Here is a 25011-nt window from a genome sequence, read left to right as displayed (position 1 = left end):
AATGAAAAAAACGTTGATGTTGTTAGCGATGGTGGTGGCGCTGGTGATTCTGCCGTTTTTTATTAACCATGGCGGTGAATATGGCGGTTCAGACGGCGAAGCGGAAAGCCAGATTCAGGCTATTGCGCCGCAGTATAAACCCTGGGTTCAGCCGTTATATGAACCTGCCAGCGGTGAAATTGAAAGCCTGCTGTTTACCCTTCAGGGCTCTCTTGGCGCGGCGGTGATTTTTTATATCCTGGGGTATTGCAAAGGTAAACAACGCCGTGATGACCGGGCTTGATCGACTCAGCTATCAAAGCCGCTGGGCACACGTTGCGCCGCAGCGCAAGTTTTTGCTGTGGCTGGCGATGATGATACTGGCGTTTGTTCTGCCGCCTGTAGGGCAGGGCATTGAGCTGCTGATCATTGCCGGATTGAGCTGTTGGCTATTGCGCATATCCCTCTGGCGCTGGTGTCGATGGATGGCGATACCTTTTGGATTTTTGTTGGTCGGCGTGATAACGATTATCTTCAGCATCAGCCGCGAGCCGCAAATGCTGCTGGCTGGCATATCTGTTGGGCCGTACTGGATCGGGATTACCCGTGCGGGCGTGGTTACGGCGAATGAAACGTTCTGGCGTAGCCTGACGGCGCTGTCCGCGACGTTGTGGCTGGTGATGAACCTACCGTTTCCGCAGTTAATTAGCTTGCTTAAGCGCGCGCATATTCCACGCCTGCTTACCGAGCAAATCCTGTTAACGTGGCGCTTTCTCTTTATTCTTCTGGATGAGGCGGCGGCAATTCGTCGCTCGCAAACGCTGCGTTTTGGTTATTGCAGCCTGCCGAACGGCTATCGATCTCTGGCAATGCTGACTGGACTCCTGTTTACGCGGGTGTTAATGCGTTATCAGCAAATGACCACCACGCTGGATATCAAACTGTATCAGGGTGATTTTCACCTGTAAGGACTATTATGCTTGCCACTTCAGACCTGTGGTTTCGTTATCAGAATGAGCCGGTACTTAAAGGGTTAAATCTGGATTTTTCGCTTTCGCCTGTTACCGGTTTGGTGGGCGCGAACGGCTGTGGGAAGTCTACGCTTTTTATGAACCTGAGCGGCCTGTTGCGTCCGCAAAAAGGGGCCGTGTTGTGGCAGGGAAAACCGCTGGATTACAGCAAGCGCGGACTACTGGCGCTGCGCCAGCAAGTTGCGACGGTTTTTCAGGACCCTGAACAGCAGATTTTTTATACTGATATCGATAGCGATATTGCATTTAGTTTACGTAATTTGGGGGTGCCGGAGGCGGAAATCACGCGCCGCGTCGACGAGGCGCTAACGCTGGTTGACGCCCAACATTTTCGCCATCAGCCCATTCAGTGTTTGAGTCATGGGCAAAAAAAACGTGTGGCTATCGCCGGAGCGCTGGTGCTACAGGCGCGCTATCTATTGCTGGATGAACCCACTGCTGGTCTCGATCCCGCAGGGCGCACTCAGATGATTGCTATCATCAGGCGGATTGTGGCGCAGGGCAATCATGTCATTATCTCCAGCCATGATATCGATCTTATTTATGAAATTAGCGATGCCGTATACGTATTACGCCAGGGCCAGATCCTGACGCATGGCGCGCCTGGCGAGGTTTTCGCGTGTACGGAAGCGATGGAACAAGCGGGGCTAACCCAGCCCTGGCTGGTCAAACTTCATACTCAACTGGGACTGCCGCTGTGTAAAACAGAAACGGAGTTTTTTCATCGAATGCAAAAGTGCGCATTCAGGGAGGCGTCATGACGCAGGCAGTTATGTTGCAGGGGACGGCATCCGACGTCGGCAAAAGTGTGCTGGCGGCGGGTTTATGCCGCATTTTTTATCAGGATGGTCTGCGTACCGCGCCGTTTAAATCGCAAAATATGGCGCTTAATTCTGGTATTACGCCGGATGGTAAAGAGATGGGGCGGGCGCAAATTTTTCAGGCGGAAGCCGCGGGGATCACGCCAGATGTGCGTATGAACCCGGTGCTGCTCAAACCGACCAGCGATCGCCAGGCGCAGGTCGTGCTGATGGGGAAAGTGGCGACCAATATGGATGCGGTGAGTTACCATGACTATAAACCGCGTTTGCGTGAGCAAATCCTTGCGGTCTATAACAGCCTGGCGCAGGAATATGACGTTATTGTGCTGGAAGGCGCCGGAAGCCCGGCGGAAATCAATCTGCGCGATCGCGATATCGTCAATATGGGAATGGCGGAAATGGCCCAGTGTCCGGTTATTCTGGTGGCGGATATCGACCGGGGCGGCGTATTCGCCGCTATTTATGGCACGCTGGCGCTGCTGCAGAAACAGGAGCGTGACAGAGTAAAGGGCGTCATTATCAACAAATTCCGCGGCGACGTGGCGCTACTCTATTCCGGTATCGAACAAATCGAATCGCTTACCGGCGTCCCGATCCTGGGAGTGATGCCATGGCTGGATGTGGATCTGGAAGATGAAGATGGCGTCGCGCTGCAAAACGATAAATATCGCGGTAACGCCCCCCGTGATATCACTATTGCCATTGTGCAACTGCCACATATTTCTAACTTTACGGATTTTAACGCTCTGGCGGCGCAGCCGGATGTGCGCATACGCTATATTCGCCGCCCGGAAGCGTTGACTGACGTTGATCTGGTGATCCTGCCGGGCAGTAAGAATACGCTGAGCGACCTCGCCTGGCTGCGCGAAAGCGGGATGGCGGATGCGGTATTGCAGACACATCGGCAGGGCGTGCCGGTGATGGGGATTTGCGGCGGCTACCAGATGCTGGGCGACACCATTGTGGATGAGGTGGAGTCGGGGCTGGGTACGCAGCCGGGCCTGGGGCTGCTTAATACGATCACTCGCTTTGCACAGGATAAAACCACGACGCAGGTTAACGCGACAATGTCAGGCGAGCTGCCCGGCTGGCTGGCTGCCGCGGCGGGGCTACCGGTACGCGGTTATGAAATTCACATGGGGGAAACGGTGCTGCAGGAAGGATGCTGTACGGCCATGACGTTACAGAAAAATGGATGCTCTGTGGCGGATGGCGCGGTCACCGCCGACGGACTGGCGTTTGGCACTTACCTTCACGGCCTGTTTGACAGCGATGCCTTTACCCGTGCGGTGGTCAATGGGTTACGGGCGCGAAAAGGGCTTGCGCCGTGGGAAACGACTTTTTGTTATGCGGAGCATAAAGCGCGGCAATTTGATCTGCTGGCGGAAGCGATGCGGCAACATATTGATATTGATAAAATTTATACCATCATGCAACAACATCAGGAGCCGGTATGATGATTCTGGTGACGGGCGGGGCACGTAGTGGTAAAAGCCGTCATGCTGAAGCCTTAATTGGCGATGCGCCGCAGGTACTGTATATCGCCACCTCGCAGATTCTTGATGACGAGATGGCGGCGAGAATTCAGCATCATAAATATGGCAGGCCGGCACACTGGCGGACCGCAGAATGCTGGCGGCATCTTGATACGTTGATTACCGCGGATCTTGCCCCTGACGACGCGATTTTGCTGGAATGTATTACCACCATGGTGACGAATCTGCTGTTTGCGCTGGGAGGCGAAAACGATCCCGAGCAGTGGGATTATGCGGCGATGGAGCGCGCCATTGACGATGAAATTCAGATTTTAATTGCAGCCTGCCAGCGCTGCCCGGCGAAAGTGGTACTGGTGACAAATGAGGTGGGAATGGGGATCGTCCCGGAAAACCGTCTGGCGCGCCATTTTCGTGATATTGCTGGTCGGGTCAACCAACGACTGGCGGCAGCGGCGGATGAGGTCTGGCTGGTAGTCTCAGGTATTGGAGTCAAAATTAAATGAGTAAGCTGTTTTGGGCCATGCTCGCTTTTATTAGCCGCTTGCCCGTGCCGTCACGCTGGTCGCAGGGACTGGATTTCGAGCAGTATTCGCGTGGGATCGTGATGTTTCCCTTTATCGGGTTGATTCTGGGGGGCGTAAGCGGCCTGATTTTCATCCTCCTGCAATCCTGGTGCGGTATTCCGCTAGCGGCGTTGTTCTGTATTCTGGCGCTGGCGCTGCTGACCGGTGGTTTTCACCTGGATGGGTTGGCCGATACCTGCGATGGTATTTTTTCCGCGCGCCGCCGTGAGCGAATGCTGGAGATTATGCGTGATAGTCGTCTGGGAACCCATGGCGGGCTGGCGCTTATTTTTGTGCTACTGGCAAAAATTCTGGTGGTCAGCGAACTGGCGTTACGTGGAACGCCAATGTTGGCGGCGCTGGCAGCGGCCTGTGCGGCTGGGCGCGGCAGCGCCGTTTTATTGATGTACCGTCATCGCTACGCCCGTGAAGAGGGGCTTGGCAATGTATTTATCGGTAAAGTCAGCGGACGGCAAACCTGCATTACTCTGGGATTGGCGGTAATCGTCGCCACGGTATTACTGCCTGGTATGCAAGGACTGGCCGCAATGGTGGTCACACTCGCGGCGATTTTCATCCTTGGCCAGTTGCTTAAACGTACGCTTGGCGGTCAAACCGGCGATACGCTGGGCGCGGCGATCGAACTTGGCGAACTGATCTTTCTGCTGGCTCTATTATGAGCCGATTATTACGGACGAGACATCTTATGCAGACACTGCACGCTTTACTCCGTGACATTCCTGCGCCGGACGCCGAGGCGATGGCGCGTGCGCAGCAACATATTGACGGCCTGCTCAAACCGCCGGGCAGCCTGGGCAGACTGGAAACCTTAGCCGTTCAGCTCGCGGGAATGCCGGGTCTTAACGGTACGCCGCAGATAGGTGAAAAGGCGGTGCTGGTGATGTGCGCCGACCATGGCGTCTGGGATGAAGGCGTAGCGGTTTCGCCCAAAATCGTGACGGCGATTCAGGCGGCGAATATGACGCGGGGAACAACCGGCGTATGCGTGCTTGCCGCTCAGGCCGGTGCGAAGGTGCATGTCATTGATGTCGGTATTGATGCCGAACCTATTCCTGGCGTAGTTGATATGCGCGTCGCGCGCGGCTGCGGAAATATTGCCGTTGGCCCGGCGATGAGTCGCTCGCAGGCTGAAGCGCTTTTGTTGGAGGTTTCCCGCTACACCTGCGACCTGGCGCAACGCGGCGTGACCTTATTTGGCGTAGGGGAGCTGGGAATGGCGAACACTACGCCAGCCGCCGCGATGGTCAGCGTTTTTACAGGAAGTGATGCAAAAGAGGTGGTGGGGATTGGCGCGAATCTTCCGCCTTCCCGCATCGATAATAAAGTGGACGTCGTGCGGCGGGCGATTGCGATTAATCAGCCCAATCCGCGCGACGGCATTGATGTGTTGTCGAAGGTGGGTGGTTTTGATCTGGTCGGGATGACCGGCGTGATGCTTGGCGCGGCAAGGTGTGGCTTACCCGTATTGCTGGATGGCTTTCTTTCCTACTCGGCAGCGCTGGCGGCCTGTCAGATTGCGCCTGCGGTGAGACCTTATCTGATCCCGTCGCACTTTTCGGCGGAAAAGGGCGCCCGCATCGCGCTCGCGCATTTGTCTATGGAACCCTATTTGCATATGGCGATGCGGTTAGGTGAAGGAAGCGGCGCGGCGCTGGCGATGCCGATCGTGGAAGCCGCGTGCGCCATGTTCCACAATATGGGGGAGTTAGCGGCCAGTAATATTGTCCTGCCGGAGGGGAACGCAAACGCAACATAACCCGGGCGCACAACACCAGCCATGTGAGAAAAAAGCTATACTTAACGCACACCTGCCGCGACAAAGGAAGGGATATAATGCGTCGTATCACACCTTTTTTTCCGTTTTTCGTCTTGTTGGTAAGCCATTTCTCGCTGGCTATAAGCTATCCGTTGCCGCCCGAAGGCAGTCGTCTGGTAGGACAGCCTGTCACAATCGCCGTACCACAGAACAATACTCAGCCCTTAGAGTCATTTGCCGCCCGCTACGGTCAGGGGCTGAGTAATATGCTTGAAGCGAATCCCGGCGTGGATGTGTTTTTACCTCAGTCTGGTTCCACACTGGTAGTGCCGCAGCAGTTGATTCTGCCTGACACCGTTCGTGAAGGTATTGTGGTAAACGTCGCCGAGATGCGCCTTTATTATTATCCCGCAGGCACGAATACGGTTGAGGTGCTACCCATTGGTATTGGTCAGGCTGGCCGTGAAACGCCGCGCAACTGGGTAACTGCGGTTGAACGCAAACAAGATGGCCCGGTTTGGGTGCCAACGGCTAATACGCGTCGGGAATATGCTAAAGAGGGAAAAACGCTGCCCGCGATGGTGCCTGCGGGGCCGGATAACCCTATGGGGCTATACGCAATATATATCGGCAGGTTATATGCCATCCATGGCACTAATGCTAACTTTGGCATTGGCCTTCGCGTCAGTCAGGGCTGTATCCGTTTACGCAATGACGATATTAAATATTTATTCGACCATGTTCCTGTAGGAACCCGCGTTCAGATTATCGACAGGCCCGTTAAATTTTCGGTAGAGCCGGATGGCAGTCGTTGGCTGGAGGTACACGAACCGCTTTCTCGCAACCGTGCTGAATTTGAGTCAGACAAAAAAGTTCCATTGCCCGTTACGCCAGTGCTGCGCACGTTTATCAAAGGGGATGACGTTGATACTTCGCGGGTTAATGAGGTGCTGGAGCGCCGTTCCGGAATGCCGGTCAACATTAGCGCGGGCAGGTCTGGCCTTTAAATATCCTGCCACATTGCTGGTTTTCATGGGCTGGAGCATCTGTATTAGTAGTGAGTGTCATGGCAGGGGCTCCATTTTCTCAACGAACCGTGAGGCCCCCGATTAAGCTCAAAGCTATAAATCTTTTCTCCGGCATCGCCGGAGATTTTTCATATGCGTCTGCAAGGCTCTCTTATCCACCGCGCCGAGTATTCTTTTCGGTCGAAATGATATTTGAGATACCAGAGGCGGGAACCGCCCGGATTGATAAGCAGATACAGACCGTGAGAAGCGGTCAGTTTAAAGGGAGTTGGTGAAGGTTTAGTAGCGCGGATTTTACTGTCAGTAAGGGGCATATGGTGATCACTCCTTTATCTAACTGAAATGACCCCAAAGCAGACCACCAATTTGTCCCGATGCGGAGAGATAAATCAATATGCACTGAGACAGTTTTCTACGCTAACTCTCTGAATCAAAATACTATTGAGACATGCTGAGATGCCTGAAAACAGGAATTTGGCTCCTCTGACTGGGTGCGTTTTTTATCTCATTGAATAATAAAATATTTATTTTCTAAATTCAAAATAAGGCCCTTATAAAAGCCCCGATCGTAATGATGCACTAAGAATGTGATTTTTATCACATTTTAAAAGTGGGATTATTTCCCCCCATCTTGCCATTTCCACTAGATATTATTAACGGATACTTGAATTAATTCGATTATTCAATAATGATTGAAATATTGAATCATAGAGGGCCGCCCCACATTATGAACAAACAAACTGCCACAACCATCTTTGAATCCCTCTCCTCCGGCGTGCGTCTGGATGTATATCGCCTACTGATCAAAATGGGTACCGAGGGCATGGTTGCCGGGGAGATCGCTTCAACGCTGGATATCCCGCCGACTAACTTATCGTTTCATTTAAAGGCGCTGACGCAAGCCGGGATGCTGACGGTAGAACAGGAAGGTCGTTACCAGCGTTATCGTGCCAACATCCCACTGATGCTGGATTTAATCGGCTGGCTGACCGAGGAGTGTTGTTCAGGCCACCCGGAACAATGCGCAGATTTTCGTTCGGCTTCTTCCTGCTCAGAAGCCGTTTTACCCCCACTCAACACCACGAAAAAGAGTAAATCATGAACGTACTTTTTCTCTGTACCGGCAACTCCTGCCGTTCCGTGCTGGCCGAAGCCACGTTTAACCATCTGGCTCTTGCCGGATGGCGCGCCATGAGCGCAGGCAGTCACCCGGCGGGTTACGTACATCCGCGAGCACTGGCGTTGTTGGCGCGGGAAGGAATTTCAACAGAAGGCTATTTCAGCAAATCGTGGGATGGCCTACCGCAGACGCCGGATATTGTCGTGACAGTCTGTTCAAACGCTGCCGGAGAAACCTGTCCGGCCTGGCTCGGTAACGTGATGCGTACCCATTGGGGCGTTGACGATCCGGCTCATGCTACCGGTAGCGATGCCGAAATCGATGCGGCTTTTGTCACTGCTTACCAGACATTACGTGCGCGTATTGAAGCTTTTCTGGCGCTGCCGCTGAATGAATTGCTGCACGATCGCGCTCGTCTGAAAGTCGAACTGGATCGTATTGGTGAAATTTTTTAACGACCTGTATTTCAATAATTGATGGAGAGTCAAATGAAGACGATTCAGATTTTCGATCCCGCTTTATGCTGTTCTTCCGGTGTCTGTGGCCCGGAAACCGATCCGGCGCTGGTAGCGTTCACCGCTGATTTTGAGTGGGCCAGAACGCAGGGCGTCAATATTGAGCGTTTCAATCTGGCACAGCAACCATTGCTCTTCGCACAGAACGAAATCGTTAAAGGCTTTCTGGCCCGTTCCGGCAAAGAGGCGCTACCGCTGATTCTGGTGGATGGTGAAGTCGCACTGGCTGGTCGTTACCCTCGCAGAGAGGAACTGGCGCGTTGGATGGGGCTTACCGTCTATTCGAGTTTTACGCCAGCGACTTCCTCCTGTTGCGGTGGCGATAAGTGCTGCTGATGGACTGATTTCCCGCTTTATTTAATTTAAAGGAGTCTTTTTTATGCTGATGCTTCGGCAGGTGCCCCCCTTTTTGTTTTTTACCGGTAAAGGCGGTGTGGGTAAAACATCGCTGGCCTGCGCTACCGCGATTCATCTGACCGCCTCTGGCAAACGTGTACTGTTGGTCAGCACCGATCCGGCTTCCAATGTGGCGCAGGTATTTGAACAGACTATCGGTCATCAGATAACCCCGATTGCAGCGGTCAACGGACTGGCTGCGCTGGAAGTCGATCCGTCCGCTGCCGCAGCGACATACCGTGAGCGCATTGTTGGACCGGTGCGTGGAATTCTGCCGGACGATATCGTGGCGGGTATTGAGGAACAGCTCTCCGGTGCCTGTACCACCGAGATTGCCGCCTTTGACGAATTCACCGCGCTGCTGACTAATCAACAACTGCGCGATGAGTACGATCATATTGTGTTCGACACCGCGCCAACCGGGCATACGCTACGAATGCTGCAACTGCCCGGCGCGTGGAGCGGTTATCTCGACAACAGCCAGCACGGTGCGTCCTGTCTCGGACCGCTGGCCGGGCTGGAAAAACAGCGCAGCCAGTATCGCGCCGCCGTAGACGCACTGGCGAATGCGGAACTGACGCGGATGGTGCTGGTCGCCAGATCGCAAACCGCAACGCTGAAAGAAGTATCGCGTACCTATGACGAACTGGCCGCCATCGGTCTGACGCAGCAGTATCTGGTCATTAACGGCCTGTTGCCTGAGCAGGAAACCGTACGCGATAAGCTGGCGCAGGCACTGTATCAGCGTGAACAACAGGCGCTGCAACATTTACCTGATAACCTGCGCGCATTGCCCTGCGATCGCCTGCCGTTAAAACCGTTCAATATGGTGGGGCTGGCGGCATTACGGGGTCTGTTGGACGACAGTTCAACTGGCACCCCGGCGGAAGTCGGAGATATCTCCCCCGTAGATCTTCCTTCGTTGTCATCACTGATCGACGGATTCGCGTCGCAGGGACATGGCCTGATCATGCTGATGGGCAAAGGCGGCGTGGGGAAAACTACGCTGGCAGCGGCGATTGCCGTTGAACTGGCTCGTCGCGGCTATCCTGTTCACCTGTCCACATCCGATCCGGCGGCGCACCTGACTGACACGCTGGACGGCTCATTCGACGGTCTGAGCGTCAGCCGTATCGACCCGCAGGCTGAAACCGAGCGTTACCGGCAGCAGGTGATGGCTGAGCAGGGTAAAAACCTCGACGAACAGGGGCGTGCCGTTCTTGAAGAAGATCTGCGTTCTCCCTGTACGGAAGAAATTGCCGTGTTTCAGGCTTTTTCACGCATCATTCAGGAAGCGGGTAAGCAGTTTGTCGTTATGGATACAGCGCCAACCGGCCATACATTGCTACTGCTTGACGCCACCGGCGCTTACCACCGTGAGATTGCCCGACTGGCCGGTGAGCACGGTCAGCCCGTACTGACGCCCATGATGCGCCTGCAGGACAGCGAGCAGACGAAAGTTCTCATCGCCACGCTGGCGGAAACCACGCCGGTGCTGGAAGCCGCTCATTTGCAGGACGACCTGCGTCGCGCGGGGATTGAACCGTGGGGCTGGGTCATTAATAACAGCCTGATCAATACGCCGACTACATCGCCGCTGCTGCGCCAGCGTGCCGAATGCGAACGGTCGCAGATTGATGCCGTTTGTACCCACCATGCCCGACGCTGTGCGCTGGTGCCGCTACAGGCGGAAGAGCCTGTCGGCGTTGAGCGTTTACTACAACTGAGCACAACCGGAAAATAACCCCAAAGGAGCCTGACATGTCAGCACAAACCCAGGCCGCTCCGGCCATGAACCTGTTTGAACGTTACCTGAGCGTCTGGGTTGCGCTCTGCATCGCCATCGGTATTCTGCTCGGGCAGGTAATGCCGGGCGTCTTTCGCGTTATCGGCGGTCTGGAGATTGCCCGCGTCAATTTGCCGGTCGGTTTACTTATCTGGGTAATGATTATTCCTATGCTGCTGCGCATTGATTTCGGGGCGCTGGGTCAGGTCAAAGCGCACTGGCGCGGGATCGGCGTAACGTTGTTTATCAACTGGCTGGTTAAACCATTCTCAATGGCGCTGCTCGGCTGGCTGTTTATCCGTTATTTATTTGCGCCGTGGCTGCCAGCCGATCAGCTTGACAGCTACATTGCCGGGCTTATTCTGCTGGCCGCCGCGCCCTGTACGGCAATGGTGTTTGTCTGGAGCCGACTCACCAACGGCGACCCTTATTTCACGCTGTCGCAGGTGGCGCTGAACGATGCCATCATGATTTTCGCCTTTGCGCCGATTGTTGGGCTGCTGCTCGGCTTGTCCTCAATCATCGTGCCGTGGGCCACCCTGTTAACCTCCGTGGTACTGTACATCGTTGTGCCGGTTATTCTGGCCCAGCTCTGGCGTAAGGCCCTGCTACGCAAGGGACAAGCGGCATTCGATAATGCGCTGACGAAAATCGGCCCGTGGTCAATGGCGGCATTACTGGCAACGCTGGTGTTACTGTTTGCGTTTCAGGGCGAAGCCATTCTGCAACAGCCGCTGGTCATTGCCCTGCTGGCGGTGCCAATTCTGATTCAGGTGCTGTTTAACTCGGCACTGGCCTATGGGTTGAATCGACTGGTGGGCGAAAAGCACAATATTGCCTGTCCATCCAGCCTGATCGGCGCATCGAACTTCTTTGAACTGGCTGTCGCAGCGGCAATTAGCCTGTTTGGTTTTCATTCCGGTGCGGCGCTGGCGACCGTGGTTGGGGTGCTCATTGAGGTGCCGGTGATGCTGCTGGTTGTGCGGGTGGTGAATCGTTCGAAAGGGTGGTATGAGAGAGCTTAGCGGAGATATTATCCCTCTCTAATTATCCGTTCGCGGCAAACATTCAGGCAGTTTCTCAAGGGGCAGGGCCGGGTAATGCTGTGTTTCAGGCGGCGTGAACTCACCATCCAGATTTCGCGCAGGGTTCGACCTGATTAACTGTTTTTTCACCGCATAGGTGCCAAAAGCCAGCTTCTTCTCTTTCTCGTCAATGCGGTACTTCATGTACCAGAGTTTCGAGCCGTTAGGTTTGATCAGCAGGTAGAGTCCTGAACTATCGGTAATTTTGAAGGATTTCTCGGTGGGTTTGATCTTGCGGATAGCGGTATCGGTTAATGGCATCGGCGGGGGCTTCATTTTCTCAAAGAACCGTGAGGCCCCCGATTAAGTCCCCAAAAACTATGGGTGTCAAAAAACCCGGCAAACCTTATCAGGTCAACCGGGTAAAGATAACTTCTTGTTTTCTAAACGTCTCCGGACTCACCAGGATGTCCCGAAACTAAAATCTGGCTCCTCTGACTGGACTCGAACCAGTGACATACGGATTAACAGTCCGCCGTTCTACCGACTGAACTACAGAGGAATCGTGTGGGGTCGTATATTAGCGGCGGAAAAATTTTTGTCAAACCCCATTTAACCTCTTACAGATTCGATTGCGGGTTATCTCATCACTTTGTTGCATTTGCAGACATTTTTTCTGCAAAAAGCTTTGCAGCCTTACGATTTCTCGCTCATTATTGAAATGTGGTTTCAACTCTCTTCTTTAAGGTCCATTTTGAACGTCTCCACTGCCTTACGCCAGGCTGTCGTCCGTACGCCCTGGTATGCCAAACGCAAGAGCTACAAAGTGTTGTTCTGGCGTGAAATCACCCCACTTGCTATCCCCATTTTTCTGGAAAATACCTGTGTTTTGCTAATGGGCGTGCTCAGTACTTTTCTCGTCAGTTGGCTGGGCAAGGAAGCAATGGCGGGCGTGGGGCTTGCCGACAGTTTTAATATGGTAATTATGGCTTTTTTTGCGGCTATCGATCTTGGTACTACGGTGGTGGTTGCCTTTAGCCTGGGCAAGCGCGACAGGCGACGCGCAAGGGCGGCGGCGCGCCAGTCGCTGGTGATTATGACGCTATTTGCCGTTGTGCTGGCAGTGGTCATTCATTATTTCGGCAGTGAAATTATTAATATTGTCGCAGGCGAGGCGACGCCAGAAGTAAAGGGGCTGGCGTTAACGTACCTTGAACTGACGGTGCTGAGTTATCCGGCTGCGGCAATTGCGCTAATCGGTAGCGGCGCGCTGCGTGGGGCAGGGAATACGAAAATCCCGTTGATGATTAACGGCGGGATGAACATACTCAATATTATCATCAGCAGCATCCTGATTTACGGGGCTTTCTCCTGGCAAGGGCTGGGTTTTGCCGGCGCGGGGTTGGGATTAACCATTTCGCGCTACATCGGCGCGGTAGCGATTATTTGGGTGCTGATGATTGGTTTTAATCCGGCGCTGCGCATTCCGCTGAAAAGCTATCTGAAGCCGCTGAATTTCGGCATTATCTGGGAAGTGATGGGTATCGGTATTCCGGCGAGCATTGAATCAGTGCTGTTCAACGGTGGCAAGCTACTGACGCAAATGTTTGTCGCCGGAATGGGCACTAACGTTATTGCGGGTAACTTTATTGCCTTTTCCGTGGCGGCGCTTATCAACCTGCCGGGTAACGCCCTTGGTTCGGCGTCGACTATTATCACCGGTAAGCGTCTTGGTACCGGACAAATTGGTCAGGCAGAGCGTCAATTGCGCCATGTATTCTGGATGTCGACTATCGTACTTACGGCAATTGCCTGGGGGACGGCGCCGTTCGCGGGTCTGTTTGCCTCATTTTATACCCAGGAGCAGGACGTAAAAGAGGTAGTGAAAGTTCTGCTCTGGCTTAATGCTGCCTTTATGCCAATTTGGGCGGCCGCGTGGGTGCTGCCGTCGGGTTTTAAAGGCGCGCGCGATGTGCGATTTGCGATGTGGGTATCGATGCTGGGGATGTGGGGCTGTCGCGTTGTGGCAGGGTATACGCTTGGTATTGTGCTGGGTATGGGGGTTGTAGGGGTTTGGCTGGGGATGTTTCTTGACTGGGCCGTGCGCGGCGCACTGTTTTACTGGCGTCTGGTAAGCGGGCGCTGGCTGTGGAGGTACCCGCGCGTAAAGAGGGAGTAAGCGCTTTTTGCTGTGAAAATCATCAGGAAACGGTGAATTTTAACCGAAGTGTGGAATAAAGCAGCAAACGAACTTTTTTTGTGAAAACAGGCTTTGACAAGCCAGGGGCACCTCGTTAATATTCGCCCCGTTCACACGATTCCTCTGTAGTTCAGTCGGTAGAACGGCGGACTGTTAATCCGTATGTCACTGGTTCGAGTCCAGTCAGAGGAGCCAAATTTTAGTTTCGGGATATCCCAGCGAGTCCGGAGACGTTTAAAAAAACAATAACTTATCTTTACCCGGTTGACCTGAGAAGGTTTACCGGGTTTTTTGACATCCATGGTTTTTGGGGGCTTAATCGGGGCCTCACGGTTCGTTGAGTAAATGGAGCCCCCTCCTATGGCATTAACCGATACCGCTATCCGCAAGATCAAACCCGTATCAGTATGCTGACATATAGATGCGTTCGGTTCAAACGGAGCGATCACACAAGCTTGCGAGGTGATGCCCCTGGTGGGAATCGCGACCGTCTCTTTCATCTGATTTCAGATATTTCCCGTGATCTTGATCCGTTCTTTCCCAAAAGATTGATTTCTTTCATTCGAAACAAGGCTGTACAATAAGTAAACCAAAATAGCAACTATAGAGTTTCTAATGGATACAGTAGAAGAACTAAATGGAACATACTTCTATGCAGGAAAATCCAATCTGACTGCTGCCGAACTTCTGTTTATGATTTTTTGTGAGAATACCGCAAGCCAGTTTGGGATTGGTGTTGCAGATTTCGGGGCCGTTGTTGCTCTGCTATCAGGTCGTAATAATCTCTGGACAAGGGCGAAACCCGCTGGAGCGACTAAAGGCACATCATACGCGTCCAGGACTGCACGTGCAGTGTTTAAAAAGTCAAAATTTCCCTTTGGAATATCCCTTCCGACATGGTTAGGCGGTTACACCCCATGGACAGCCAGACGTGTTATGGTTCGTAACATTGCGCCGTTTGTTGGACGTTCCATTCCTTTGATCGGGGAAATTATCCTTGCCGCAGATGTGTCACAAATAACATATCGCACTATACGCGACTACAATACCATTGCTCGGGGCAATGATAAGTTATGGTAGACAATATTGAACAGCAAGTTTACGAGCTTGTACGGCCTTATGCTGGCACATATCTTTTCAACATTAAGCAAGTGGAATTAACACCAGAGATTGACCTTGATACTGATCTGAGCATTGATGAACTTGAAGCCGAAGATCTCATGAATAAATTCTTCGAGAAACTCAATGTCGAGCGAGGTAACTTCAGAATAGAAACCTATTTTCCTAATCACCCTTTTTCATGGCATCCGTTCAAGAAAACGGAGCCTGTACCCGTCCCAGATTTCACTATCAGCATGCTGATCGAGTCAGCAAAAGCCGGGAAATGGTTATATGACTAATTGTAATGAACTTAACAAATGGCTGTACCAGTACCCTTCTTTTTGAGCGATGATGGTGGCGCTAAGATAGTTCTCTTTTCTTTTTAAAGGGTTCATGTTTACTGCCGCCACCCTTACGCTAACCCCTTTAGTTTCCTCCTTTGCTGTCATACTATCGAATGACGTGCCTCACCTGTGAACGCTAAGGAGAATAATATGGAAAATAAAGGCACAAACCTGACGCCCGAGCAGGCGCTGGATCGCCTGGAGGAGCTGTACGAGCAGTCGGTTAACGCGCTCCGTGAAGCCATCGCTGACTATGTTGATAACGGTACGCTGCCCGATCCCCACGCCAGGCTTAACGGACTGTTTGTTTATCCTTCGCTGTCTGTAAGCTGGGATGGCGCGACACCGAACCCGCCTAAAACACGCGCTTTTGGACGCTTTACTCATCCTGGCTGTTATACCACTACCGTTACGCGGCCTGCGCTATTTCGCGCTTATCTTCTGGAACAGCTTAACCTCGTTTACCATGATTATGGCGCGCATATTGCGGTGGAGGCCTCGCACCATGAGATCCCGTATCCTTACGTGATCGATGGCTCGGCTCTGACGCTGGATCGTTCTATGAGCGCTGGGCTAACGCGCCATTTTCCTACCACAGAACTGGCGCAGATTGGCGATGAGACGGCAGACGGTCTGTTCCACCCCGGCGAATTCTATCCGTTATCGCACTTCGACGCGCGTCGTGTTGACTTCTCGTTGGCCCGGTTACGGCACTATACCGGTACGCCGGTTGAACATTTTCAGCCCTTCGTTTTGTTTACCAACTACACCCGCTATGTCGATGAGTTTGTGCGCTGGGGATGCAGCCAAATTCTTGATCCTGACAGCCCCTATATCGCGCTTTCCTGTGCTGGCGGAATTTGGATCACTGCGGAAACGGAAGCGCCGGAAGAGGCTATTTCCGATCTGGCCTGGAAGAAACATCAGATGCCCGCCTGGCACCTGGTAACGGCAGATGGGCAGGGGATTACGCTGGTAAATATCGGTGTCGGCCCTTCAAATGCTAAAACGATTTGCGACCATTTGGCCGTGTTGCGGCCTGACGTCTGGCTTATGATTGGGCACTGTGGAGGGTTACGAGAAAGTCAGGCGATTGGCGATTATGTGCTGGCCCATGCCTACTTACGCGATGATCATGTGCTGGATGCCGTTCTGCCGCCTGATATTCCGATTCCAAGCATTGCGGAAGTACAGCGTGCGCTGTACGACGCTACCAAAGCGGTTAGCGGAATGCCCGGCGAAGAGGTGAAACAGCGACTGCGCACGGGAACGGTCGTCACCACGGATGACCGTAACTGGGAGCTTCGTTATTCCGCATCGGCGCTGCGATTCAACCTTAGCCGCGCGGTCGCGATTGATATGGAGAGCGCGACGATTGCAGCCCAGGGCTATCGCTTCCGCGTGCCTTACGGCACGCTGCTTTGTGTTTCTGACAAACCTTTACACGGTGAAATTAAACTGCCCGGGCAGGCAAACCGGTTTTATGAGGGGGCTATTTCAGAACATTTGCAAATTGGTATTCGTGCTATTGATTTACTACGCGCAGAAGGTGATCGTTTGCACTCACGTAAATTACGCACGTTTAATGAGCCACCGTTTCGCTAACGAAATGAGCTGTCGCCTGCTGTTGGACAGGAGTGGAAGAGGCGTATTTATGTGATATGAAAAGCGGCTGAATGAAGCCTTAGCGGGAGGCGATTTTGCATCCCGCCAAGGCCTTATTGTGCCGCGAGCTTCATCACCATCGCCGGATACCTGCCGCCGATAATCGCGTCTACGCCAGGAAACGCGCCGGAAGGCGAAAACATTGCGTCGCACTTCACGCTCCTTGAGCGCCTGACCCACAAGCCCGGATTAACAAGCAGATACCGACCGTGAGAAGCGGTCAGCTTAAAGGGGTGTCAGAAGGCTTGATATTGAGGATTTTCGCGTTGGACAGGGATATAGGGTGGTCACGTCATTATCGAACTCATAGCGCCACGAGTGGCGCGCAAAGCTGGCGCACGTCGGTAAAGCGCACCAGCCGGTGCTCGCCGTTCCATTCAAATCGGTGCTCCCGGCACTGCGCCTTGCCCCAGCGGTCAGCGATGGGATTGCCGAACTCGCCGTACTCATAGTGGTGGTCTGCCCTGTAGCAGCAGGCGGTCGCCTTTGACTTTCGCCTGATGCTCGCCACCTTCGGGCGGCATGTTCATGCCCAGCAGGTTGTCGTCGTCGTCAAAGCTGAACTCCTCGTGCAGGGCGTTCCAGCGCGGGTCTTCCGGCAGGCGGTGTTGGGTCAACATTAATATCTTGCGGTAATCTCTGTGGGTTTGGATTCGAATTTACGTTAGTGCGTGTGACCGGTAAATCCCGCGACGATCTGCAGGCAGCGATGGTGCTGATGCGCGGCGGCAATCTGGGCCAGCCGTTCCAGTTCAAAAACTTCCGCGATTGATTTTTCCCGCCCGCCGCCTTCCCGCATGTGAGAAAGGTGGCCGGGCGGGTAAATCGATTAAGGCGTGGCTTTTTTAGTCTCTGCGGCCTTGTTATACAACGCCTGAATCAGCGCCTGCTGTTCCGCTCCCGGTATGATACCCAATCTGTGAAAAATATTCCCAATCTGATAAAGCTGCTGATTACCGGTGTCGTCCTGGCGGGTAATCGACGCCTGCGTGGTTAATTTTTTCAGCGTAAAGGTAATATGTTCCTGACACTCGGGCGTGTTTTCAGCACAAATCTGGCGTAACAGCATCAGGTTTTTATTATCGACCCTATCTGCGTTAATCATCAATTCCCTTGCCTGACTCCACTGTTTTGCATTCATGTAGTGGTCGATCATCGCCTCCTCTTCGAGAGAGGGAACGTGCTGGTGTAACACCCGTTTGGCATTCACCGTGTCGTTGCCATAGCCGTAAAGCTCCGCAAGTCTTTGAAAGGAACGCGACATATCTTCATCAGGCCAGGCTTTTGCCTGGCTGAGGTAAATCGCCTCGGCGCTGACGGCTAATTTTTGCGCTGCCTCAGGATGACCAATTTCTTCGAGTACTTCACCCATTTCATTTGTTGCATCTTCCCATTCGGCGAACGTCAGGGTTTGCGCCTCGGCGGAGAGGGTTGCGATATGCTTTTCCGCCACAGCATTCTGCTTATGCTGAAAGAGATTCTTCAGCGCTTTGATTTTGTACTCGTAGCAATACCTGTCGTCGTAGCAGGTATATTCCGGCGCGCTCATCAGCAAATCGATACGCTTATTCATCAGCGCAACATCATCAAGCTTGCTTAATAAATCAATCAGCTCCCTTTCAATGCGCGGTGAAGGGGCAAAATTGAATATTTTATCGACCTGCGTCACATAGGTTGAAAGCGTCTCTTGATAATTCTGTGTCAGCTCGTTTTTCTTATAAAAAGAGAGCAATCCCGATAATGAATACTGGAAATAGCTTCCTTTATTGCCGGTTGCTTTGCGCAATCTCGCAGACAACGCCATCGCCTTCTCTTTATTACCCGTGGCGTAATAGATCTCCATCAGGTCGAGATACTCCTGATAACGGTAGGCTTCAGCACTCGGTTGTTGAGCAATAGCCGTATCAAACATTTTCAGCGCGCTATCTGCGTAAACCAACGCCTTTGCGGTGTCGCCCTTGGCATGGTACTGCTTCGCAATAATAAGCAGCATTTTTAGCTGAGTATAAGGAACAACAATTTTATCAGCGTAATTTTCATTATAAATAGCGGCGGTTTTATCAGGCTCTGAGTGCCAGGATTCTAAAACCGTGGCTAAATAAAAATTCCTCGCGTCGGCATTTTTGCTAAGAAGGGCTAAGGCTTTTTCAGGCTGTTTGCGATTAACCCAGCCATCAACGTAGCTCTCGTAGGCGGTAATGCTCGACGGTTTATCGAGACCAATTTTGGACAGGAAAACCATCGCGGCATCCGGGCTATTATTTTCAGCGATCCACGAGGCCTCATGGTTTAGCGAAAACTTCGCATCATTCGATTGTGTGTCCAGCTTTTTCAGTAATGCATCCGCACGGCTCATCGGGCCGTACATAAACAGTTCCCTGTGTAATTCAAACCAGGCTGCCTGCGATTTAAAAGTGGTGTTTTCATTTAAAGGGACGGCATTTTGCAGTTTCTGTTCGACAACTGACCAGACATCAGGCGATTGCTGACTTTGTGCAACGCTCTGATAAGAGTAAAAAACCGTGGCGGCTGTGAGTAATGTGGCGAATTTAAATTTCATAGCAACGTGTATCCTTTCAGTTCCGTTTGAATAGCCTCTTTACAGCAAAGTCATATTTACTTAGTTTGAGGCGTTAATTCCTTTAAGGCTGCCAGTGCAGGTTTGACGCCGCCTTTTACCGCCGCTGTAAGATGAAGTTTGGCTTTGTTGAGGTCTTTCTCAACGCCATCACCATTCCTGTACATGAGTCCAAGGTTATAGTGCGCCCGAGCATTTCCCTGGTCAGCGGATTTTTTAATCCACTTATAGGCTTCCGGCAGGTTTTTCGGCATTCCTTCGCCGATAAGATTTAAATATCCCACTTCTAACTGCGCATCACTTTCGCCAAGCTCTGCCGCTTTGAATAAATAGGAGAGATATTTTTTGCTGTCTTGCGCTACGCCATCACCGTCGTTGTACGCATAGGCCAAAAAGAGAAGCGCGCCGGGATGATTTTGCTCTGCGGACTGAGTTAACCATTTCATCGCCGCATCGTAGTTTGTGCATTCAAACTCATACTTACCTAAATGATATTGCGCAGTGCTGTCACCCTGCTTTGCCTTATTGGTGACGTCAGTCGGCGCATATAGCTCTGAAAGCTCTTTATCGTTGTGGTAACAACGGATGTATTTTATGCCGTCTTCATCATAGGCTTCTTCTGTACCTTCCTTGTCGCCATCGACATAGGGCAGCGCACTTAAGACCTTACCCGTACGATCGTTAAACTCTCTTTTCAGGCCGTTTCTTTCATCATTAGCAAACATAACCTCTTCAACAAGTTTACCGGTACGTTCGCTCCAGCGGCGATCGGCTCCCTGCTTTTTATCGTCTTTATATTCGGTGGTATAGGTGAGTTTGCCCTGTTCATTCCAGTGCTTAGCGTCCCCATTTAGCATACCGTTTTTATAGGGATAGACTGATTCGCGGTGACCATTTTCGTACCACTTTTCGGAATCCCCGTCTAACACATCATGTTTATACATTTTGGATGAGGCAGGCTTTCCGTTGCTGAACCATTCTTTGACCGCACCATGTTTACGGCCTTCACTATCAAAAGAGGATTCTTCTTTGGGATGCCCATTTCCATACCAGCTCTGAGCAGAAAGCTGTTTGCCATTTTTATAGGTCGCTTTAGAAAGGAGTTTGCCCTCTTCACTGTATTGTTCGAACGTTCCGTCGTTTTCACCTTGGTTATTTCTGTGGTAAACACCACGAATTTTACCGGTAGAATAATATTCCGTACTAGTGCCGACAATGGTGCCTTTACTGTATGAATATTTCCCCTTTATTTTCCCATCAGGGAAATATTCAAATGCCGGGCCTTCCAGTTTCTGATTTAAATAGCTGTGTTTTTGTTTTAAAACGCCGTTATCATAAAAATGTGGGCATTCGCCATCTTTAATTTTACCTTGGGCAAAGTAACGTTTACTTTCAACGGCTCCGTTTTCATGGTATACGATGTATTCCCCTTCGGGTTGACCATCTTTAAACGTCAGCGTTTCCGCTATTTTGTCTTTTTCATCAAAGTAAGTTTCAGCTTTTCCGTCACGCTTATTTTGTGCATTATAATGATAAATACTTTTGAGATTGCCGCTTTCATAGAAAGATTTAAATACAGAAACACGTTGTCGGTTAGCGAAGTTTTCTTCGTTGGTATAGCCTTCAAAGGCTATCTGTTTACTCTGCATCACCTCCCCTGTTTCTTCTGAGGATTCCAGATACCAGCCGGTGACTTTCCATAATTTTTTCTCTTTGTCATAGGGGAGGGGCATATGGACTATTGTTGTTGCCTGACGTTTAACCGTCGGTTGCAGTTCATCATCCAGCCACAAGTCAGACGATCTTTTCATGTATTCGGCACCGCACAGCGCTTCGGTACATAGCTCGATTCCAGTCAGCATGGGCGTGCCGCCAGCATCGCACTGATCGACCGTCAGGTAAAAATAACGGTCATCGAGAATAGCCGGTCTTAAACTGCGTATTTTATTAATATATTCTTCTGTCGTCAGTCCCATTGATTCTGCGCGCGCAGAAAGGGTATTAGTATTACAGGGTGTTTTATCTTTAAAATAATAACGGTCGGCGAGTAAAAGTTTCAGGTCACTGCTAATGGCGGTTTTATTAAAATCGATATTTACAATTTTGGAGATGAAACTAACGGGTTTGGATTCTGTACTGGGGGATTGTTTTGCACATATATTCGCGCAATATAATGAAACTATAATTGTTATGAATGTTTTCTTCAAGATGTTCTCCTTGTATGAATAATAACTTCCTGAAACTTATTTCATGCTATAGAAACAAAGAGTTAATGTAAAGGATGCGAGGAGCATATTCTGGCAGGAGAGAGTTTGCTTCAGTTACCAGTAAGAATAATTTAAGTATTACGAGCGCGTTGTTTTTAATTTGATAATAACGCGCTGATGATTATTAACGATTATATACCCAATAAACCTCAAGATGCGGGAGTGAGCACCTGAAAGTGATCTTTAATTCGGGATGTCAGTGAGTCCGCTATATCCGGCAGCGTCTGGTTAAAAAAGACAGATATTGCGTCCCTGAACTCTCGCGTACTGCTGAAGTAGCGATTATTCCGGGCATGTTCGTTCATTAATTTCCACATTCGTTCTATCGGATTCAGGTTTGGACTGTAAGGGGGAAGGTAATGCAGCCTGATATTTACCACCTCCGCCCAGTCTTTCACTAACTGTGAACTGTGGTAACCTGCTCCACCCGCTTCTCGCTCTTAGTCAACTGTCAAATTTGCCCATACACCTGCGCCACATACCGCCCACGCCCGTCCCCATGCCCCAGATCCATCGCCACAATTGCCAGCGCTTCTTTCCTGTTGAACCCCTGCGCCAGATAGTGACTAATGGCATCCTGCGCCCACGCATAACGCAGGGAATGCGGAGAATATGCGCCAGTCAGACCAATACGCGCCGCCTGGTTGTGCCAGTAGTCCATCGCGCTTTTCAGATCCGGTTTGTCGATCAGTCGGCCATGACGGCTTTCTGCAATAGCCAGCGCATTATCCAGCGCTTTTCTGACAGCTATAGTATCCAGAATCACCGTTTCGCGGGCCGTCCGCCTTTGGTGCCGAACACCACGGTTAAGCGCGTATCGCTGCGTTCAATGGCCTGTTTCCACGTTTTCAGCGATTGCACGCTCTGCACCGCTTCCTGTGAACGTAAGCCCATCAGCCTCGCCAGTTCCAGCGCCGCCGCCAGTCCCGGATCTTTCATGCGGGCCGTCTCCAGCACATGATGATAATGTTCAGGCGTGATCGCCTGTCGCGTCCCGCTGCGCGATGCACCAGCCAGACCCAGCGATTTATTAGTCAGCCACTCATGCTCTGCCACCTGTTTACGCCCGGCCTGTTGCAGAACAGCGCGCAGCGAGGCCATTTCATTTTGCAGCGTGCGTTTGCCGATCCCCTGCGCCAACCTTTCATGAATATAGCTTTCAATGTGGCGCACCTTAATCTGCGCAACCCGCTGGATATGGACGTTCAAAGCCCGTAAGTGGTGATCGAAACGCTGCACGATATGAATGCGATCGTTCACCGTTTTATGGCTACCGCCACAGTGCTTTGCCAGTGCCTTCATTTCACCACCTAACTTGCCCATACACTTCTCCTATGATTTTGAGAACACAAACAGTCTCCGGCGTATGCTTTTTGGCTGTGCCAGAACGATACCTTTACGCCGGAGTGGCAGTTTGTTGAGGTATAGGGAGTTTCAGACTGTACGCGGTACAGGCTGCCTGCGTGAGCAGGAATTCTCCGGGGCATCATGCCCCCCCTCGGTATCGATCTTTTTCTCTTCTTTCTTGCTGACAGCGGCCCCAAAAAGGCGCGTCAGATTCGGGAATGAACGCCGGAACCCCGAAAACAGGGGCATGGCGCGGTGTAGTGGTTGTGCGTCACTTTGTCGCTTTACGCGACGAAAGCGACGCACTGGTCGAGTGCAGTACGCGAAAGATCGCAGACTCTGGTGTTGTTTTACGGTCACGCGGCAGCAAAGCCGGACGTCTTTGCAGGCCGCAGCCCGTAAAGTAAAAGGCGTTGATGTGGTAACGGGTGCCGGGTGGAATCGCTTCCGTCACGGTGCAGCATTGACCAGAGATCTGGCGCAGGTACCATCGAGATACTCTTTCAGTTCTTTGGTACCGAACGTGTCGATAGCCCGCTGAGCTGCGCCGAGATTAGACGCCAGCTTGTCACCGCCAATGTCTTTATCGGCTTTAACTGCCGCAGCCCAGTCTTCTGTTTGCTTCTGCCATGACTCCGCTTGCTGTTGTTGCACTCCCGCCAGCACTTTCGGATAGACGTCCACCAGCTTCTGCGCTTGCTCTTGCGTCAGGTTCAGTTCACGCGCCACTGGTTCGAACTGCGCCAGCGCGCTGGTATCGAGTTCCTGACCTTCAGGGGCGGTGAACGCGTATTTCTCCGGCGCGCCGGGCGGCGTTTCTTCTTTCGGTGGAGTGGGCTTATTGGGATCGGCGGGTGGGTCGTGTGGTTTTTCAGAAGCGGGACCATCTGACGGTGGATCGGCGGGTGGATTTTCTGACGGTTTTCCTGTACCCGGATCGGTCTGCGTGCCGCCAGCGGTATCGGTTAATGCCATAGGAGGGGGCTCTATTTACTCAACGAACCGTGAGGCCCCGATTAAGCCCCAAAAACCATGGATGTCAAAAAACCCGGCAAACCTTATCAGATCAACCGGGTAAAGATAAATTCTTGTTTTTTAAACGTCTCCGGACTCGCCAGGATGTCCCGAAACTAAAATCTGGCTCCTCTGACTGGACTCGAACCAGTGACATACGGATTAACAGTCCGCCGTTCTACCGACTGAACTACAGAGGAATCGTGTGAACGGGGCGCATAGTAACGATGTGCGATCGGCTTGTCAAAGGGGGAAATAAGGTTGCGCGTTTGTTTGCTGACAAAAACAACAAAGCGTTGAAGTTTTGATCTAATTTCTACTTTGCCCCAGCATGGCGCAACTTTGTCTGTAATTGCACAAGTCAAATGCTGTGACCTTACCGCAATGGCTATGTACCAGCGCCTGATGAGGCCTGAAAAACTGGCAGGCACTTGGCAAATAATTCTGAGACATAACGCCGTAGAGATTAAGGGCAGGGGGCAGAATGAACTTTAGACGTGAAATATTTTGTGAAAATGGTTGATACAGGCAGTCTGACGCCGGTAGCGGAAATGGCAGATAAATTTCTGGTGCAGGCGAAAAGATTTCCGTCAATATCATAGGCAGAATTATGGCGCATCAGCTTTTGGCGACGACACGGAACGAGCGGGTTTTATCGCGCTTTTCCTGAAGGATTTTTTCATCAGCCTGTTTTTTGCGTTCGGGTCAATCCCCTGATCCAGCAGCCTTTTGACCTCGTCACGGCGTTGTCTGGCATCAGCAAGCGATACAGCAAGGTAAACCCCAATAGAAAACACCTTCTGTTTGCCATCGAAGCGATAGCCTGTCTGCCAGTATTTTGAATCGATAGAGGCCAAACCCGTCAGCGAGCTTGACGGCCTTTTCCGCTGGTCTGGCATTTTTTACTTTAGTATCAGTCAGTGACATGACGGTTCCCTCCGCGTGCTGGTAAAACGCA

At 51.8% G+C, this 25011-nt stretch carries 25 protein-coding genes, 3 tRNA genes and 4 pseudogenes; 20 read left to right on the top strand and 12 right to left on the bottom strand.

Going from position 1 to position 25011, the window contains the following annotated elements; genetic code table 11:
- Window position 1: 1 nt before the first annotated feature.
- The 8 genes from EOS97_RS24130 (at window position 2) to ldtA (ending at window position 6674) form a co-directional block, all read left to right on the top strand.
- Entirely contained in the window at window positions 2-283 is a 282-nt protein-coding gene (locus EOS97_RS24130; protein ID WP_000753214.1) for an energy-coupling factor ABC transporter substrate-binding protein, read from the top strand.
- Entirely contained in the window at window positions 270-947 is a 678-nt protein-coding gene (locus EOS97_RS24125) for an energy-coupling factor ABC transporter transmembrane protein (protein ID WP_000147136.1), read from the top strand. The genes EOS97_RS24130 and EOS97_RS24125 overlap by 14 nt, the downstream gene beginning before the upstream one ends.
- A gap of 8 nt (window positions 948-955) precedes the next feature.
- Window positions 956-1771, top strand: a complete 816-nt coding sequence (locus EOS97_RS24120; RefSeq protein ID WP_000881550.1) for an energy-coupling factor ABC transporter ATP-binding protein — start codon at window positions 956-958, stop codon at window positions 1769-1771.
- Window positions 1768-3288, top strand: coding sequence for a cobyric acid synthase (locus tag EOS97_RS24115; RefSeq protein WP_023165987.1), 1521 nt, complete (start codon window positions 1768-1770; stop codon window positions 3286-3288). Before EOS97_RS24120 ends, EOS97_RS24115 begins: the two co-directional genes overlap by 4 nt.
- Window positions 3285-3830, top strand: a complete 546-nt coding sequence (gene cobU / locus EOS97_RS24110) for a bifunctional adenosylcobinamide kinase/adenosylcobinamide-phosphate guanylyltransferase (RefSeq protein ID WP_000973149.1) — start codon at window positions 3285-3287, stop codon at window positions 3828-3830. Before EOS97_RS24115 ends, cobU begins: the two co-directional genes overlap by 4 nt.
- Complete coding sequence (cobS, locus tag EOS97_RS24105; protein WP_000040004.1) at window positions 3827-4570, top strand: adenosylcobinamide-GDP ribazoletransferase; 744 nt, start codon at window positions 3827-3829, stop codon at window positions 4568-4570. Before cobU ends, cobS begins: the two co-directional genes overlap by 4 nt.
- Window positions 4571-4596: 26 nt before the next feature.
- Entirely contained in the window at window positions 4597-5667 is a 1071-nt protein-coding gene (gene cobT, locus EOS97_RS24100) for a nicotinate-nucleotide--dimethylbenzimidazole phosphoribosyltransferase (RefSeq protein ID WP_001193970.1), read from the top strand.
- 77 nt (window positions 5668-5744) lie between these two features.
- On the top strand, window positions 5745-6674 hold the full coding sequence (gene ldtA / locus EOS97_RS24095) for a L,D-transpeptidase (protein WP_001252817.1): 930 nt from the start codon (window positions 5745-5747) through the stop codon (window positions 6672-6674).
- A gap of 149 nt (window positions 6675-6823) precedes the next feature.
- Here ldtA and EOS97_RS27540 read toward each other — a convergent pair whose 3' ends face one another.
- Window positions 6824-7009: an Arm DNA-binding domain-containing protein gene (locus EOS97_RS27540; protein WP_023231728.1), complete on the bottom strand. Its 186-nt coding sequence runs from the start codon at window positions 7007-7009 to the stop codon at window positions 6824-6826.
- Between the two features lie 413 nt (window positions 7010-7422).
- On the opposite strand from EOS97_RS27540, the gene EOS97_RS24085 reads away from it, so the two are divergent.
- The 5 genes from EOS97_RS24085 to arsB are packed head-to-tail and all read left to right on the top strand — an operon-like array spanning window position 7423 to window position 11537.
- Window positions 7423-7797, top strand: coding sequence for a helix-turn-helix transcriptional regulator (locus tag EOS97_RS24085; RefSeq protein WP_001041816.1), 375 nt, complete (start codon window positions 7423-7425; stop codon window positions 7795-7797).
- On the top strand, window positions 7794-8270 hold the full coding sequence (locus tag EOS97_RS24080; protein WP_001101537.1) for an arsenate reductase ArsC: 477 nt from the start codon (window positions 7794-7796) through the stop codon (window positions 8268-8270). Before EOS97_RS24085 ends, EOS97_RS24080 begins: the two co-directional genes overlap by 4 nt.
- 33 nt (window positions 8271-8303) lie before the next feature.
- Complete coding sequence (gene arsD, locus EOS97_RS24075; RefSeq protein WP_000849421.1) at window positions 8304-8666, top strand: arsenite efflux transporter metallochaperone ArsD; 363 nt, start codon at window positions 8304-8306, stop codon at window positions 8664-8666.
- Between the two features lie 43 nt (window positions 8667-8709).
- Window positions 8710-10470 carry an arsenical pump-driving ATPase gene (arsA, locus tag EOS97_RS24070; RefSeq protein WP_000928875.1) on the top strand — a complete coding sequence of 587 codons (1761 nt, stop codon included), beginning with the start codon at window positions 8710-8712 and terminating at the stop codon, window positions 10468-10470.
- A gap of 17 nt (window positions 10471-10487) precedes the next feature.
- The gene (gene arsB, locus EOS97_RS24065; RefSeq protein WP_001276038.1) at window positions 10488-11537 is read left to right on the top strand and encodes an ACR3 family arsenite efflux transporter; all 1050 of its coding nucleotides are present in this window, start codon (window positions 10488-10490) and stop codon (window positions 11535-11537) included.
- Window positions 11538-11555: 18 nt separating this feature from the next.
- Here the strand turns inward: arsB and EOS97_RS24060 are convergent, their stop codons facing one another.
- Both EOS97_RS24060 and EOS97_RS24055 read right to left on the bottom strand, forming a co-directional pair.
- Window positions 11556-11858 carry an Arm DNA-binding domain-containing protein gene (locus EOS97_RS24060; protein ID WP_127836209.1) on the bottom strand — a complete coding sequence of 101 codons (303 nt, stop codon included), beginning with the start codon at window positions 11856-11858 and terminating at the stop codon, window positions 11556-11558.
- 165 nt (window positions 11859-12023) lie between these two features.
- A tRNA-Asn gene (locus tag EOS97_RS24055) sits at window positions 12024-12099 on the bottom strand.
- 159 nt (window positions 12100-12258) lie between these two features.
- On the opposite strand from EOS97_RS24055, the gene EOS97_RS24050 reads away from it, so the two are divergent.
- The 4 genes from EOS97_RS24050 (at window position 12259) to EOS97_RS24035 (ending at window position 15137) form a co-directional block, all read left to right on the top strand.
- On the top strand, window positions 12259-13716 hold the full coding sequence (locus EOS97_RS24050) for an EmmdR/YeeO family multidrug/toxin efflux MATE transporter (protein ID WP_001538409.1): 1458 nt from the start codon (window positions 12259-12261) through the stop codon (window positions 13714-13716).
- Window positions 13717-13856: 140 nt separating this feature from the next.
- Window positions 13857-13932 (top strand) — tRNA-Asn (locus EOS97_RS24045).
- A 420-nt stretch (window positions 13933-14352) separates the two neighbouring features.
- Window positions 14353-14817 carry an STM2901 family protein gene (locus tag EOS97_RS24040; RefSeq protein ID WP_000381834.1) on the top strand — a complete coding sequence of 155 codons (465 nt, stop codon included), beginning with the start codon at window positions 14353-14355 and terminating at the stop codon, window positions 14815-14817.
- Window positions 14811-15137, top strand: a complete 327-nt coding sequence (locus EOS97_RS24035) for a DUF1493 family protein (RefSeq protein ID WP_000228159.1) — start codon at window positions 14811-14813, stop codon at window positions 15135-15137. The genes EOS97_RS24040 and EOS97_RS24035 overlap by 7 nt, the downstream gene beginning before the upstream one ends.
- Here the strand turns inward: EOS97_RS24035 and EOS97_RS24030 are convergent.
- A complete protein-coding gene (locus tag EOS97_RS24030) occupies window positions 15126-15287 on the bottom strand; it encodes a hypothetical protein (RefSeq protein ID WP_023888257.1) in 162 nt (53 codons plus the stop codon). The genes EOS97_RS24035 and EOS97_RS24030 overlap by 12 nt on opposite strands.
- 45 nt (window positions 15288-15332) lie before the next feature.
- On the opposite strand from EOS97_RS24030, the gene EOS97_RS24025 reads away from it, so the two are divergent.
- The gene (locus EOS97_RS24025; RefSeq protein ID WP_000428191.1) at window positions 15333-16787 is read left to right on the top strand and encodes an AMP nucleosidase; all 1455 of its coding nucleotides are present in this window, start codon (window positions 15333-15335) and stop codon (window positions 16785-16787) included.
- Between the two features lie 506 nt (window positions 16788-17293).
- Here the strand turns inward: EOS97_RS24025 and EOS97_RS26820 are convergent.
- Window positions 17294-17467, bottom strand: coding sequence for a hypothetical protein (locus EOS97_RS26820; protein WP_000957535.1), 174 nt, complete (start codon window positions 17465-17467; stop codon window positions 17294-17296).
- Between the two features lie 47 nt (window positions 17468-17514).
- On the opposite strand from EOS97_RS26820, the pseudogene EOS97_RS24015 reads away from it, so the two are divergent.
- A pseudogene (locus tag EOS97_RS24015) lies at window positions 17515-17619 on the top strand (DUF520 family protein); the annotation flags it as partial.
- Between the two features lie 57 nt (window positions 17620-17676).
- Here EOS97_RS24015 and EOS97_RS24010 read toward each other — a convergent pair.
- From EOS97_RS24010 to EOS97_RS23995, 4 genes and pseudogenes are all read right to left on the bottom strand, one after another.
- Window positions 17677-19407, bottom strand: coding sequence for a hypothetical protein (locus EOS97_RS24010; protein WP_000669114.1), 1731 nt, complete (start codon window positions 19405-19407; stop codon window positions 17677-17679).
- Between the two features lie 56 nt (window positions 19408-19463).
- Window positions 19464-21158 (bottom strand): SEL1-like repeat protein, encoded by a 1695-nt coding sequence (locus EOS97_RS24005; protein WP_077909852.1) that lies wholly within the window; start codon window positions 21156-21158, stop codon window positions 19464-19466.
- A gap of 683 nt (window positions 21159-21841) precedes the next feature.
- Window positions 21842-22117, bottom strand: a pseudogene (locus EOS97_RS24000) (transposase); the annotation flags it as partial.
- A gap of 26 nt (window positions 22118-22143) precedes the next feature.
- Window positions 22144-23015 (bottom strand): annotated as a pseudogene (locus EOS97_RS23995) (integrase domain-containing protein).
- A gap of 242 nt (window positions 23016-23257) precedes the next feature.
- On the opposite strand from EOS97_RS23995, the gene EOS97_RS26815 reads away from it, so the two are divergent.
- Window positions 23258-23446, top strand: a complete 189-nt coding sequence (locus tag EOS97_RS26815; RefSeq protein ID WP_136164418.1) for a hypothetical protein — start codon at window positions 23258-23260, stop codon at window positions 23444-23446.
- Between the two features lie 43 nt (window positions 23447-23489).
- On the opposite strand, the gene EOS97_RS23985 is transcribed toward EOS97_RS26815, so the two are convergent.
- The 3 genes and pseudogenes from EOS97_RS23985 to EOS97_RS23975 form a co-directional block, all read right to left on the bottom strand.
- The gene (locus EOS97_RS23985) at window positions 23490-24014 is read right to left on the bottom strand and encodes a peptidase (RefSeq protein WP_001219023.1); all 525 of its coding nucleotides are present in this window, start codon (window positions 24012-24014) and stop codon (window positions 23490-23492) included.
- A 163-nt stretch (window positions 24015-24177) separates the two neighbouring features.
- Window positions 24178-24253, bottom strand: a tRNA-Asn gene (locus tag EOS97_RS23980).
- Window positions 24254-24674: 421 nt separating this feature from the next.
- Window positions 24675-24980: pseudogene (locus EOS97_RS23975) on the bottom strand (Arm DNA-binding domain-containing protein); the annotation flags it as partial.
- Window positions 24981-25011 lie beyond the last annotated feature (31 nt).

The organism is Salmonella sp. SSDFZ54 (assembly GCF_004010735.1).
GTDB classification, from domain to species: Bacteria; Pseudomonadota; Gammaproteobacteria; order Enterobacterales; family Enterobacteriaceae; genus Salmonella; species Salmonella enterica.
The sequence above is the reverse complement of the archived record's forward strand: the minus strand, read 5'-3'. Positions and strand labels throughout refer to the sequence as shown.

Bases quoted from the DNA above. Each gene is read 5' to 3' on its own strand.
- EOS97_RS24130 (WP_000753214.1), top strand. From the start codon at position 2: ATGAAAAAAACGTTGATGTTGTTAGCGATGGTGGTGGCGCTGGTGATT.
- EOS97_RS24125 (WP_000147136.1), top strand. From the start codon at position 270: ATGACCGGGCTTGATCGACTCAGCTATCAAAGCCGCTGGGCACACGTT.
- EOS97_RS24120 (WP_000881550.1), top strand. From the start codon at position 956: ATGCTTGCCACTTCAGACCTGTGGTTTCGTTATCAGAATGAGCCGGTA.
- EOS97_RS24115 (WP_023165987.1), top strand. From the start codon at position 1,768: ATGACGCAGGCAGTTATGTTGCAGGGGACGGCATCCGACGTCGGCAAA.
- cobU (WP_000973149.1), top strand. From the start codon at position 3,285: ATGATGATTCTGGTGACGGGCGGGGCACGTAGTGGTAAAAGCCGTCAT.
- cobS (WP_000040004.1), top strand. From the start codon at position 3,827: ATGAGTAAGCTGTTTTGGGCCATGCTCGCTTTTATTAGCCGCTTGCCC.
- cobT (WP_001193970.1), top strand. From the start codon at position 4,597: ATGCAGACACTGCACGCTTTACTCCGTGACATTCCTGCGCCGGACGCC.
- ldtA (WP_001252817.1), top strand. From the start codon at position 5,745: ATGCGTCGTATCACACCTTTTTTTCCGTTTTTCGTCTTGTTGGTAAGC.
- EOS97_RS27540 (WP_023231728.1), bottom strand. From the start codon at position 7,009: ATGCCCCTTACTGACAGTAAAATCCGCGCTACTAAACCTTCACCAACT.
- EOS97_RS24085 (WP_001041816.1), top strand. From the start codon at position 7,423: ATGAACAAACAAACTGCCACAACCATCTTTGAATCCCTCTCCTCCGGC.
- EOS97_RS24080 (WP_001101537.1), top strand. From the start codon at position 7,794: ATGAACGTACTTTTTCTCTGTACCGGCAACTCCTGCCGTTCCGTGCTG.
- arsD (WP_000849421.1), top strand. From the start codon at position 8,304: ATGAAGACGATTCAGATTTTCGATCCCGCTTTATGCTGTTCTTCCGGT.
- arsA (WP_000928875.1), top strand. From the start codon at position 8,710: ATGCTGATGCTTCGGCAGGTGCCCCCCTTTTTGTTTTTTACCGGTAAA.
- arsB (WP_001276038.1), top strand. From the start codon at position 10,488: ATGTCAGCACAAACCCAGGCCGCTCCGGCCATGAACCTGTTTGAACGT.
- EOS97_RS24060 (WP_127836209.1), bottom strand. From the start codon at position 11,858: ATGCCATTAACCGATACCGCTATCCGCAAGATCAAACCCACCGAGAAA.
- EOS97_RS24050 (WP_001538409.1), top strand. From the start codon at position 12,259: ATGTGGTTTCAACTCTCTTCTTTAAGGTCCATTTTGAACGTCTCCACT.
- EOS97_RS24040 (WP_000381834.1), top strand. From the start codon at position 14,353: ATGGATACAGTAGAAGAACTAAATGGAACATACTTCTATGCAGGAAAA.
- EOS97_RS24035 (WP_000228159.1), top strand. From the start codon at position 14,811: ATGGTAGACAATATTGAACAGCAAGTTTACGAGCTTGTACGGCCTTAT.
- EOS97_RS24030 (WP_023888257.1), bottom strand. From the start codon at position 15,287: ATGACAGCAAAGGAGGAAACTAAAGGGGTTAGCGTAAGGGTGGCGGCA.
- EOS97_RS24025 (WP_000428191.1), top strand. From the start codon at position 15,333: ATGGAAAATAAAGGCACAAACCTGACGCCCGAGCAGGCGCTGGATCGC.
- EOS97_RS26820 (WP_000957535.1), bottom strand. From the start codon at position 17,467: ATGTTGACCCAACACCGCCTGCCGGAAGACCCGCGCTGGAACGCCCTG.
- EOS97_RS24010 (WP_000669114.1), bottom strand. From the start codon at position 19,407: ATGAAATTTAAATTCGCCACATTACTCACAGCCGCCACGGTTTTTTAC.
- EOS97_RS24005 (WP_077909852.1), bottom strand. From the start codon at position 21,158: ATGCCCCTCCCCTATGACAAAGAGAAAAAATTATGGAAAGTCACCGGC.
- EOS97_RS26815 (WP_136164418.1), top strand. From the start codon at position 23,258: ATGAACGCCGGAACCCCGAAAACAGGGGCATGGCGCGGTGTAGTGGTT.
- EOS97_RS23985 (WP_001219023.1), bottom strand. From the start codon at position 24,014: ATGGCATTAACCGATACCGCTGGCGGCACGCAGACCGATCCGGGTACA.